Origin of the sequence: Methanosarcina siciliae T4/M, from assembly GCF_000970085.1 — an archaeon.
GTDB classification, from domain to species: domain Archaea; phylum Halobacteriota; class Methanosarcinia; order Methanosarcinales; family Methanosarcinaceae; genus Methanosarcina; species Methanosarcina siciliae.
Genome location: NZ_CP009506.1, coordinates 2,435,626 through 2,448,261, shown reverse-complemented (window position 1 = coordinate 2,448,261; position 12,636 = coordinate 2,435,626). Strand labels below are relative to the sequence as shown.

The following is a 12,636-nucleotide window of genomic DNA, read 5'->3' as shown; positions in this document are numbered from 1 at the left end:
CAAGCAGAATTCTTAACCTATGGTCAATGGAGGAGAGTCAAATGTTCAATAAACAGATCACACTAACACTGATGTTCATTGCTCTAGTTTACATATCTTTTCAACCGGTTTCTGCAAGCGATAGCTTAAACCAGACGAATGTAAGCGTAGTATCTGATTTGAATCAGACAGTAGGGGGAGACCTTATAAGTCTTGTGGATACGAATCACTTTGATATAGGGAATAAACCTGTTTTTGATATAATCTGGAGCCCTGAAGGCAGTCATATGCTGATTGATGGATCTGTCAATGTATATCCAAAAGGGAAACCTGATTTAGACGGCTGTGTAGATGCACTCTATGCAGCAAATGTTGATGGATCCGGAATAACGCGTATTGCATGGGCAGAATTTATTTCCAGTAGCGGTGGAATAACAATTAATCCACCCTTATGGAGCCAATCTGGCGATTATTTTGCATATGTGGAGTGGGTAAAAGGAATAATGTATAAGATAAAATCTGTCAATCTTTATGTTATGTCAAAAGATCTAAACCTTATTCAAAAGGTAGAATTAGATCCAAAAGTAACAGGTTTAGAATCTGATTTATCTAACTTCAAATGGTCCCCAAAAGAAAATAAATTTGCTGCACTCGTACCTGGAGAAATTATCATTTACGATCTGGATGAAAAAAATGAGTTAAATTTTAGCATATCGGGTGATGACGCAGAAATAACTGATATGGAATGGTCTCCGGATGGTAAGAAAATCGTATTTTTAAAAAACAGCCATGAGATTATCACCTTAGATCTTGAAAAAAAAGCACTTAATCAGATTTATTCTGCAGAGCATGTTGGAATGTATGGCGAAAAATGGAGTAAGGATAGTAAAAAATTAATTTTCTATGAGATTAAAACATCAGAAAAAGTCGACGATGTCAGTTACGATATATATGTTGCGGATGAAGACCTGGAGAAGCCTGTAAAAATTACAACTTTTACTTCGGGTTCGTCAAGGGTGATACAATGGTATCCGGACAGTGAAAGGATTTTAGTTAAAAAATGTTCTGATGATTCTTGTGCGCTGTATTCACTCTCGATAACCGGAAAGATGAAAAAAATCATCGAGAAGGATAGGGATATCGATGGGATGGTTGCATCTAATGGTTGTATCTCTGCGGTCAGTCTTAATCCCAACTCCACGAATCCACCTTATACAAAAACATATGACCTATTTTTTCATAACGAATCAGATGAATTGACAATCGAAAATGTGTCCTATTACTCGTGGGAAGGTACGGACGTACTATTTGTTACGGATTATAAGTTATCGGTACTAAATACCAGCACACATGATACTTGGGACATACCACTACCATTGAAGAATTTAGATAGACTCAGTTTGGATCCATCCGGGCACTTCATTGCTGTAGATAATATTATTTTCGGAATAAATGAACAAGGTGCCCACACACAAATATCTGACGAAAATTACACAAACAGTACAGCATCCGAAACGGTGATAATCAAAAAAGATATGGGCGAAAATTCAAAAATAAATACTACTGATGACACCACTGCAAATACTTCCGAACTACCTGGATTTACTGCAATTATTACATTAATGGGCGTATTAATTGCATTCGTCTGCATACATATGAAAAAAATAATGTGAGGGTTAATTGTGGAAAAATATCGGAATATGTTTGTGATTGCCCAGAAAGAATTTGCAGACAATATATGGAGCCCAAGGTTCGCAATACTTATGTTTGTGTTCACAACTATTGTTTTTTCTTTAAGTTATGATTCTGGAATTGGGCCACAAGGGAATGCCATAACCAGAGGTTATCTTGATATCTCTCAAATTGTTTCCCTCTTCTTACCATTTATGGGAATTGCACTTGGTTTCGATGCAATTAGCAAAGAGAGGGAGTCCGGGTCTTTGAATGTGCTTCTGACACATCCAATATATAGGGACAATATCATTGCTGGAAAAGCACTTGGAGCAATGATTACACTAATTCTGGTAGTATTTATATCAATTTTCACAGTTCTCGGAACAATACTTTTGGCATCAGGAACCGAGTTAAGTTCACCAATTCTAAACCGATTGATAATCTTTGCAATTCTTACATACTTATATCTATCAATATTTCTGTCACTTGGCATACTTAGTTCTATTGTGACAAAAAATGCCACAAAATCACTGGTATACAACATAGCGATCTGGGTTGTGTTATGTATTGTATTTGGTATGATTTGTGCTACAACTGCTTCTATTGTAACCGATCATAAACCCACAGATTTAGACAATAATGAGCGTTTTCTAAAATTTAATGCAGATATTCAAAAATTGACGCCAGCACATCATTATGCTATGGCGGTAAGTGGTAGACCTAGTTTGAGTTGGTCGGGTGTTTCGAGTGAGAAACCAAGCGTGAAAGGGATATTTGACATGGAATATACGCTGGAGCAGTGGTGGAATGAGCTCTGGATAAATGTTCTAATTTTAATTATTACTCCCATTTTTTTAATTATAATAGCATTTATAATGTTTTTGCGCCAGGATGTATCAAAGGACATGGGGTAACTCGAATGAAAAATAATAATGTTTTTGTGGTTGCTCAAAAAGAGGCTGCTGACCATCTTCAAGATGCCGGATTTTTGGTGTTGCTTATAACATATACTGTAATAGTATTTGCTTCTACCTATATGCTTGGTTCCATGATGATCGGTTCCATGGTGTATGGCGATAATTCAGTTCTCCTGAGTAGTATTCATGTCAAAATGATATCCCAATTTACCCCATTGGTTGGAATAGCTCTGGGATTCGATGCAGTTGTCAGAGAACAGAAATCCGGATCACTGAATGTGTTATTAACTCATCCAATATTCAGGGATAATATTCTTGCAGGGAAATTAATTGGATCAGCATTATTGATAGCTGCTATAATTGTATTTTCGGTTTTTGTATCTGTAGGAACACTCTTGATCTTCTATGGAGTCGAGATCGGATATACGGAACTAATCAGAATAGCTGTGTTCACTATTTTCACATTTTTCTATGCAGTAACATTTTTGGGAATTGCAATTCTCATCTCAACGATAGTAAAAAACTCCACTGATTCACTAATCAGCAATATTGTTGTATGGATCTTTATCTGCATATTATTTGGTGCAATTCTTAAGACAGTTGTTGCCATATTGACAGGTCAAACATCGAATGAAGGGATATTGATCACACAACTTTTGAATATATCACCGCTGCATCACTATGCAGAAGCTGTAACTGGCAGAGCTGATTTGAGTTTTATGGGAGTTAACGTAGAACCAACTATAAGAGGGATTTTTGATACTGAATATACTCTAACTCAATGTTTAAGAGAATTCTGGATGAACATTGTAGCGCTGATAATGACTCCGGTTATACTATTCGTAATAGATTTCATTGCATTTCTCAGGAAGGATATTACTTTGTGAAGTGAGTAGATGACAGACAAAACACAGAATTCGATCAGAAGTTTTGTCCTTCTCTGAGAGCAATCGATAGTATTACTCCATTATTGTGAACTCCCCAGAGAAATCAGGGTCCATTTGTGGAATCCAGGTGGATCAAACCCTTAATTCCTGTCGAACCCGGACAGCAGGGGCTTATTCCGACGCAGTCAGGTAAGCCAGAATCTCTTGTATAAAGGATGCAATACTAACAACAATCTTGCCCGAAAAATAAGAATTTCCAGAGCTTCAATGAACTTGCATATGACAAAATAAAAGGATTCAGGCCTTATTGAAGAAGATAAAGCGGGCAGGAGTACGATATACAGTATAAATCCTGTTTATCGGGATTTACATATCGGAAGAATAAAATTACACACAGTACACAAAAAGTTGACTTAGAATTTACATCAAATTCGCGACATTGCCTTTTCATCTATATTTTGAACATCATTTGAGACTTAAAAAATAACTATTCTGTTATAGCACCAGAATGAAAATGATACTAATGTCTATACCATTAAATCAAAAGCTTCCTCTGTGGAAACATTTTTTTCAGTATGTAATGTCCTTTTTCATAAATGCGAGTACTGAGCCTATAAGCAAGATGAATGGCAGCACAAAAAGATAGGCCAGATTGGGCCAGAATTCCCATGCCCAGGCTCCCAGTGTATAGCGGGTATCAAATATCCCTCCTATTCCAGAAGTCATTCCTGTATCAGTACTTTTGATTCCCACAGCAGTTGAAGTAAAATGATAATCAGGTAAGAAGTTCTTAAGAAGTTGAGTCTGGTCATTTGCCGTATGGAGATCTTCTGAAAATGCATAGCTTACGGTAAAGATTAGATTGGTAAATAGTACTGTTATGACAAGCCAGAAAATTAAGTTGAACAGAAGAGAATTATTTGATTTTTTTGCTATTGTCGAGATCGTCATAGAGATTGCAAGAAAGATTAAAGCATAGAAAAAAGTCAGAAACACAAACGTTTCAATTCTTATGATTTGCTGCATCGTGACCGGAATTCCTGAAGCCATAAGCATAGCTCCGGTTGCCAGATTGATGGATAAGAAGAGCACCAGCAAAATACATGAACCGGATCCCAGTATTTTGCCAAGAATTATATTGTCTCTGAACACAGGATGTGTCAATAAAACATTCATGGAACTTGATTTTATCTCTTTGACAATTGCATCAAAACCCAGTACAATACCCATAATGGGCGCAAAACGGCCGACAACCTCTGCAACTCCTTCAAACCCTCTCATCAAATCAGGACTGCCAAGAACATTTAAAGTATATTCGACTTCTGTCCCCAGTACATATGACCAGGCAAGGACAACCAGCGTGAAAGTGGCTGTAAAAGAAAGGAATACAGGACTTTTCAGATGGTCGGCAAACTCTTTTTGGGCTATGATTTTGATATTTGAGATATTTTCCATTTTATTCCCTCCTTAGATATCATCTCTCAAAAATGAAATGTATGAGGCTGCCAGAAAAACAAATGGCAGAATTAACAAAATTACTGCATTTTGCCAGTAATACCCAATCAGGTAAGATAGTGAATAACGAGTATCCAGAAATCCATTTACATCTGTCTGAACATTGAATGCTCCATAAAAACTTAAATCCAGATTTCCAACCGTTACCTCAGCAAAATGATGCAAAGGCGAGATATTGTAAAGTGAGGATATTGTCGAAGTAAATTCTTCCGTCATATCAAACAGTGACTGACCTGACACAATAGATGCCAGCATTATGATGGTGGGCCCGAGAGCAAAACACATATTGATCCAGACCAAAATTCCAAAGGTGAGCGACTCGATCTCTGTTTTACACCAGACTGAACTAAATATCCCAAAAGTTGCAAAAAGTAAAAGATAAAAAAAAGTAAAAATCCCAAAGATCAGCAGGCGCAGAAGGGAGTTAAAGTCAGCAATTTTTCCAGAAACAAGAAAATCCGAAGCTTCAATTATTAACAGGGATAAAAATACTACAAGAGCAAGAGTTATTGAAATTCCCAGGAATTTGCCTGTGATAATGTTATCTCTGAAAACCGGCTGTGTCAATAAAACATTCAGGCTTTTACTATTTTTTTCTTTAATTATTCCGTCATACCCAAGGGCTATGCCTATCAATGGAAAAAATATCGCAATCACCCGGAGAACTTCATCGAAGCGATTACTTCGAATATATATAAATAGAGTTCCCGTAAAGAGGGTCAGCAATACAATAAAACTTGGTTCATACAATTTATCTGAGAATTCTTTTTGTGCCAGTGTTAAAACACTATCTTTATTCACAATATCATTACTCCCGGTTTTTATGTATCAACCAGATTCCCATTATGCAGAAAAACAATTGAAAGAACATAAAGGAAGGAGATTGATTTCCTGTTTCTTTATGTTCAGTAATTTGTGATGTGTTTGCAGAGTTGGATTCATTAATTTGGACTTCTCCAACAGTACTGGATTCTTCGCTTCCAATTATTTCCTTCACAGGCATATTCTTCCAGATGGGAGAGGAATTTTCAGAGTTCAATTCAACCAAAAAACTGCCCCCATAACTCGAGTCGCTATCTTTAGAAAATAGTATAGAGTCAATAGTGAACTGTTTTCCATTGGGACTCCACCCTCCTGAGATATCATATCTGCCCTTTACTGCAGGCGTTACCTGAGTGAGGTTGGAACCGTCCGAATTAATGATGAATAAAGGAGCTGCGACGTTTTGACGTGTTGATGGGGCAGGCTCATTTTCAATAATTTTTCCGGTAGCTGGATCAAGGGCAGATGTAAAAGCTATAATGTCCCCCGACGGACTTATCGAAAATTGCGAAGCTCCGACCATATTCCAGAAATAAGAAGTAGTCAGTCCGAAATTGGTAATAGAGGACAGGTTTGTTCCGTCAATATCGATTGAGTACAGCTGGTTTTCATTTTCAACGAATAGTATTTTCTTTCCATCAGGGAAACACCGGGAATTGGTAGCATTGCCTTCATACAACAAACGTTCTTCATGTTCTTCTCCCTCCAAAATGTATAAATTTCCTTTTTTGTTTACCACTATGAGGGAACCATCTGGTTGCCAGGAGGAATCAATAGACCTTTCAAAGTTCGTACCGCCATAGTAAGAAATATATTTTTTTAATTTTGAACCATTAATATCAGAGATATAAGTCTGGAAAATTCCATTTTCAGCATTAGAGGTGAAGATTATTTTTTCTCGATCAGGGCTGAGAGAGAAACGTACATATTCTTGCTCTTCGTTCTCTGGTTGGAAAGTCCGAATCAAATTGCCGCTATCATTAATAAGCACTACAGTTCCTTTATCCGTAGTAACAAAAAAATCATTAGAATTGTACCAGGTAGGCTCTCTAGCTTCTGATAGAAGTTCACGGGCATTTGCCCCGTTTCCGTTTGCAAGATATACTCCACTAAAAATATTTCCAGGTTTTTCCCAATCAAACACGATTTTACTGGAGTCCGGACTCCACTTAAGATTATTTTGAGAACCAATAATCCCAAGATTCTCCAATATACTTGAAAGATCAGTAAAATTAGTCCCTACACCCTTCAAATTCGTACCGTCTGGATTACAAACGATATAACAATTACCATAATATGTTGAACCAACTGTTGAAACTCGAAAATATATTTTGTCCCCAGAAGGAGCCCATTTTGCCTCAGGTATAGAATAGCTGCTTAACTCTTTAATTCCATAGTCGATTTCCCCGAAAGTATGGGAATTTGTATCTAAAAGATAGTGTTTGTAAACACTATTCGAACGAGAAATTGGTTTGCAACAGACTATAAGTAAGTATTGCCCATCAGGACTCCATTCTGTTGAACTTACCAAGAACCCATCTTCTTTAAGAATCCTATCAAGCGATGTAACGTTAAGATTCGGACTTTCTGATGTTGGATTTGCTAATGCTATATTTGTTGCAAACAATAATACGACTATTATGGACATATCTTTTAACATTTTGAATTCCTATCCCAAATTAGATATTTAGCCTCCGAACTTAAAAATTAAACCATTCTGGTTGGATACCAGAATGGGAAAATTCAGTCCTTATTTCTTGTATACGATGAAACCATAGGATCCATCACCAGGGGTACCGGAAATATCAACATGGACAGGGCTTGGATTCAAAATGGAAGCAATGAATAGGTTATCGGGCGTACCATCAGGATTTTTATGTACGCGCTGCATTAAGCCTCCATTGTCATTGAACATCTCAGCTTTTATACATTTGTTGTATCCAACACTGTTAAGGTATAATTTAAGATCACTACCGGTAGCTGTACCATTTACCCAGCAATCAACTCCATCTTCTGGGTCCTGGTACGGAGCCAATGTCCCAGCAACACTATTGTACCCTTGGTCAATATCGAAAGACTTTGCATAATCCCATGTATCTCCTGCATCAGGATATTCGGCTGCTGCAACACCCGCAAGCATGATACAAGCTGCGAATGCTACCATTAGACTATTGTTAGGAATATTTAGCTATTGGTCATTTTATAAGTTCGGAATCGATATACACTGGCATAATGATACCAAAAATTATGCTTAATAATTAAATTGTCATGACACTAGGTTTTATATTCATTTCATCTAACCTCTCAAAACTTTTCTATTGAGAGATAAAATCCGCAATTATTAAGTAATCTAAAAACTATGCAGATTTAACTCTCTTTTAGGGGTTAACTCTCTTTTAGGGGTTGGAGTTCGATCATTTTTTCGCGTCTGGTTGAACTCCATAAATTCCTACTTTTTTGCATAAATATATCTTTTATGTCCAAAATCTCTAACAATTCGCACGTATTATTATTCTAAAGCAAAAAATAATCGATATTCACTCTATTTCATAAATGATAAGGGCTTTTGACATAAACTATTTAACGATGAACATATTTTTAGAAAAAAGAGAGATATTTATTCAAAGTTGAGTAGAATTTTGGGAACAATAGTTTTTTATTAGTTGAGAGAAAAATCAACGACTTAAAGTAGCTATAGCTTAGAGTAGCTGAGCCTTACAAGCCTGCTTGCAGGACCACAAATTCTCCTGATCGTTATATACATGATATTTTTGAGGATGGATATAAGTGCCTGCAAATGGAGTAAAAATTATTCTTATGTTAATAATGTTGCTTCCTCTCATATCCCCGATTGGAGCGGATTTCTCCAGTCTTACAGTCCTGAACGATATTAGCGGGGAGGTTGCAGGTTTCGATATAATCCGTGAGGTAATCAACATAAGGAAAACGACAGGAGTCCTTCCCGAACCTGCCCGTTTTTATGAAACCTCACTGCAAGACAGAACCTTCGCTTTTATGCAAAACTCTACAATATCGAACCCGATGTCCGGGAAAAACGGATTGTGAACCTGCTTGAGACCGTGGTCCTTATTTCCAAATAATCAGACTTCAGAACAAAAAAATAAAAATGTCTTTAAATAGCACAGATATTCAATAGATTTATGATTTCTATCCAGAAAATCAAATAACTCTTCATATTAAGTAGTACTTCTAAAGAAATATTATCGCAATTTACGCATCAGATTTGATTGTTAAAGGATATGGTGAAAAACTTTGGGGTTTATATAAAGTGTGCTGGTAATACTAATATGGAGGTCAAACTTTCTTTGAAGGATCCACTTGACCTCCATATGCCCGGAGGCTCGGTTATGTTGGCCTGAAGAGTATTTAAGGTTTGCTTAATCTTGCCTCGGGAGCAAAATCGCGAGGTAAAAAGAATGATAAAGAAAAGCATAAAATCAACGATTTTTGTGTTGCTGCTCCTGGGAACTTTAACAGGCCTGGCTGCAGCAGACGATCATTTGGAACCACCAGACTTAGATGACACAAAGTCATTCGGAAATGACATCATAGATTGTCCCTATGGAACATCCGATACATTTGTTGCAAGTATCAGTCCAGGCGATGACATTGATTGGTGCAAAGCTGGTACCAAAATTGGTGACAGGATGCGTCTCTTTATATCCGCAGATGCATATAATAGTTATGTAGCTGGCTATACATACACTCCTTCTTTAACTTTGGTGGAAAGACTGAGCAAAAGATATGGAGACACTGGGACAGGTATCATTAACACTTCCCCTCTCTATATCAAGTTTGTTAATGATTATTCGAACTCTTACTCGAATTACAAATTTTACTTCGTAAGAACAACTTCGTAAGAACAAAAAAGTGAATTGTATATTCTTATTCTGAAAGTAAAATTATAGATATTCGCGTAAAGAATTTCACTTAAAATGAAGGAATCAATTCAAGATTGTCTAATTATATTATACACTAGAATTAAATACTGAATTTCTTCCTAATTTATGTGTAATACTTTCGACGAATACTATATTTTTCCTTTTTTTGAGTGATATAAGTACTTGCATAAATAAACAAAACTTACATTTTCAAGGGACTTGTATGACAGAAACACTAAAAATAATTTTATTCTTAACCCTTCTAATTTCAAGTATATCTACATGTTTTGCAGCTTCATCCGAAAATCTCAATGTAAGCATTGAAGAGATTATACCCATATCACAAATCGTGACTCCTTATTTTGACAGCCTTGTAGAGTCTTCGGAAACCGGTATCGAAGAACAACCCATAATTAGTGCTTCATGGGGTCCAGACAGCAGCAGATTGCTGGTAGAAGCATCTATCAATTCTCAGAGTGGAGCCAGCCTTCATGCAATTTATTTGCTGAACGCAGATGGAAGCGGAATTCGGGAACTCACATCAACTCCAAGCAACACGAAAGAAAAATCCCTGGGTCTGCACATCCTGGAAAATCCAGATACACAGGAAACATCCTGGAGTCCGGATGGAAACCGGATCGGAATCTTTGCAAATATTAATGCTGTAAGGGACTTTTATGTAACTGCTAATCCAGATAAAACGCTGATCAAAACTGCAGGTAAATGTAATTATACAACAGTTGATGAAATAAAGGAAAATATTCTGGATATTGAATGGCAAACTAATTTTATTTGGAATCCAGAGGGCACAAAAGCCCTTATAATAATGGATAAGGATCCTCTAAATTATCAATTATATTTAATTGATCGGGATGGATATGTACTCCAGAAGCTTACAGATACGTCTGATCGTGTAGAGACTGCAATCTGGAGTAATGATGGCAAAAAAATAGCATATAGCATTACTGGCCCTAACAAGGACGAAGAAACAGGTCTCTGGATAATAAATGAAAACAGAACAGAGGATAATAGACTAGTGGATAACGGAATTGTAATTGCCTGGAGCCCCGATGACAGCAGAATCTTCTATGTTGATGCAAACTCCGGTCTATATTCAATTAAGGCTGATGGAACCGATGAGGTTCAACTTTCAACAGGATTTTCCAGGATTGATGATGTACTTAGTTTCAGCCCTGATGGAAAAAGCCTGATTTTCAGTACTGTAAACGATGAAGGAGTCACCATGTTTCTGGCCGATCAGACTGGAAAAAATGCAAAAGTGCTTGAAGAATTTCCGGGATATATTATTTTCAAGCCCAGCTGGAGCCCGAAAGGAGATAAAATAGCTTATGCACAGGACGATAACCTTTATACGATTAACCCTGATGGAAGCGAAAAAAGCCTTATCGCATCCGCAATAACCGACTATGAATGGCATCCTTCAGGAGACTTCATCAGTTTTATTTCATCAGATTCTGTTTTTGTTGCAAACCCTGATGGATCAACAAAAATACAGCTTACTGAAGATGGTGATGATTATAGATTTCTGGCAGATAGGTATCTGAATGGCTGGAGTCCTGATGGAAGCCGGTTGCTCGTTCGAAACGACTTCAAAGATTTATCCGTAATAAAATTCGAAGGATATGAAGATCCTCTCTCCATTGATTTCTTGACGCCCATAGAGGGAGAAAACTGCGAGCTAAGAATTCGTTGCATGTCGGAACCTGTTACAGATGCTCTTCTGACCCTTGATGAAAAAGAAATTGGCTTTACCAGCAGTTCGGGTTTCCTTAACTACAGCTGTCCTGATGCGGGCAGGTATGTAATAAATGCCAGCAAAACAGGATACAGGTCCACAAGCAAAGTTCTTATCGTGGAGGTGAACTCCTCCGCATCTCCGGAAAAATTCGTGGTTCCGGAAACATCTTCTGATTCTGGAAAAGAGGAAGATTCAAGGCCCGAATTTCAGGTCTCGGGGTTCAGGGGGATTACTGCAGTCCTGTTCCTTCTTTTTTTCATCCGCAGGAGGAATTCTCTGTGAAGGCAGACCTGAGAAATATCGGGGTCATCGCCCAGAAAGAATTCGCAGATTACCTGTACAGCCCTGGTTTCAGGATGTTGCTTGGGATCTTCACATTTGTTGTTCTTTCGATGAGTGTTATTTCGGGAAAAGAAGGGTGCGAGCTCTTTAATCGGGGCTTCGGTTTCATTGATGTTGCTCAGGTAATAACGCTTTTTATTCCCGTTCTCGGGCTTGCCCTTGGCTTTGATTCGATCGTTAGGGAAAAAAATTCCAAATCGTTGAATACATTACTGACACATCCTGTTTTTCGGGATAATATTATAAGTGGAAAAATCATTGGAGGTCTTGGTGCTCTTATTCTTGTGGTCTTTATTTCGGTTACTGCTTCAATTGGTACTGTACTGATACTTACAGGAATAGATGTCGGCTTTTCCGAACTGAACAGGATCCTCATCTTTTCATTGCTCACTTTTTTATACCTTTCAGGTTTTTTTGCCTTCAGCCTGATAATTTCAATTATTTCGAAAAGTTCTGAAAGCTCTTTTATTTCCGGACTTGTAGTGTGGCTAAACCTGATTTTAATCTTTGGAGCTATAGTTACTGCTGCCTCATCTATTATTACCGGGGAATTGATAGTTGACCTGGATAATAATGATGAAGCCAAGGTTATGAGTGAAGACTTGCAAAAACTTTCTCCTGCAAGTTACTATGCTGAAGCTGTAACCGGAGTCCGTGTAAGTTATGGAAGCTTTGGAATTTCTTCAGGCAAAGAAACAAAAGGAATTTTTGATACCAGAGTAGGGCTTGGGAACTGGTTTGCTGATTACTGGACAAATCTGGTGGTATTGACAGGCATACCTTCACTGATGTTTATAGTTTCGTATGTAGCATTTCTCAGAAGAGACATATGAGGGGAA

Annotated in this window: 11 protein-coding genes; 7 read left to right on the top strand and 4 right to left on the bottom strand. The window is 37.4% G+C overall.

The features are described 5' to 3' along the window. The first annotated feature begins 41 nt into the window (after positions 1-41). The 3 genes from MSSIT_RS10390 to MSSIT_RS10380 are packed head-to-tail and all read left to right on the top strand — an operon-like array spanning position 42 to position 3,457. Complete coding sequence (locus MSSIT_RS10390) at positions 42-1,652, top strand: TolB-like translocation protein (RefSeq protein ID WP_048172208.1); 1,611 nt, start codon at positions 42-44, stop codon at positions 1,650-1,652. A 9-nt stretch (positions 1,653-1,661) separates the two neighbouring features. Further along, complete coding sequence (locus MSSIT_RS10385) at positions 1,662-2,567, top strand: ABC transporter permease (protein ID WP_048172206.1); 906 nt, start codon at positions 1,662-1,664, stop codon at positions 2,565-2,567. Between the two features lie 5 nt (positions 2,568-2,572). Next, positions 2,573-3,457 carry an ABC transporter permease gene (locus tag MSSIT_RS10380; protein WP_048172204.1) on the top strand — a complete coding sequence of 295 codons (885 nt, stop codon included), beginning with the start codon at positions 2,573-2,575 and terminating at the stop codon, positions 3,455-3,457. Positions 3,458-4,027: 570 nt separating this feature from the next. Here MSSIT_RS10380 and MSSIT_RS10375 read toward each other — a convergent pair. From MSSIT_RS10375 to MSSIT_RS10360, 4 genes are all read right to left on the bottom strand, one after another. Next, positions 4,028-4,912, bottom strand: coding sequence for an ABC transporter permease (locus tag MSSIT_RS10375; RefSeq protein ID WP_048172203.1), 885 nt, complete (start codon positions 4,910-4,912; stop codon positions 4,028-4,030). A 12-nt stretch (positions 4,913-4,924) separates the two neighbouring features. Next, positions 4,925-5,773 (bottom strand): ABC transporter permease, encoded by an 849-nt coding sequence (locus MSSIT_RS10370; RefSeq protein ID WP_048172201.1) that lies wholly within the window; start codon positions 5,771-5,773, stop codon positions 4,925-4,927. A gap of 7 nt (positions 5,774-5,780) precedes the next feature. After that, positions 5,781-7,454, bottom strand: a complete 1,674-nt coding sequence (locus MSSIT_RS10365) for a TolB-like translocation protein (RefSeq protein ID WP_048172200.1) — start codon at positions 7,452-7,454, stop codon at positions 5,781-5,783. A 90-nt stretch (positions 7,455-7,544) separates the two neighbouring features. Beyond that, entirely contained in the window at positions 7,545-7,958 is a 414-nt protein-coding gene (locus MSSIT_RS10360) for a hypothetical protein (protein ID WP_148705364.1), read from the bottom strand. Between the two features lie 653 nt (positions 7,959-8,611). Between MSSIT_RS10360 and MSSIT_RS10355 the strand changes: the two genes are divergently transcribed. The 4 genes from MSSIT_RS10355 to MSSIT_RS10340 all read left to right on the top strand — a co-directional run bounded on the left by MSSIT_RS10355 (position 8,612) and on the right by MSSIT_RS10340 (position 12,630). Further along, the gene (locus MSSIT_RS10355; RefSeq protein WP_231590507.1) at positions 8,612-8,860 is read left to right on the top strand and encodes a hypothetical protein; all 249 of its coding nucleotides are present in this window, start codon (positions 8,612-8,614) and stop codon (positions 8,858-8,860) included. A 371-nt stretch (positions 8,861-9,231) separates the two neighbouring features. Continuing rightward, positions 9,232-9,675, top strand: a complete 444-nt coding sequence (locus MSSIT_RS10350; protein ID WP_048172195.1) for a hypothetical protein — start codon at positions 9,232-9,234, stop codon at positions 9,673-9,675. 244 nt (positions 9,676-9,919) lie between these two features. Then, on the top strand, positions 9,920-11,737 hold the full coding sequence (locus MSSIT_RS10345; protein WP_048172193.1) for a TolB family protein: 1,818 nt from the start codon (positions 9,920-9,922) through the stop codon (positions 11,735-11,737). Further along, positions 11,734-12,630: an ABC transporter permease gene (locus tag MSSIT_RS10340; protein ID WP_048172191.1), complete on the top strand. Its 897-nt coding sequence runs from the start codon at positions 11,734-11,736 to the stop codon at positions 12,628-12,630. The genes MSSIT_RS10345 and MSSIT_RS10340 overlap by 4 nt, the downstream gene beginning before the upstream one ends. The last annotated feature ends 6 nt before the right edge of the window (positions 12,631-12,636 follow it).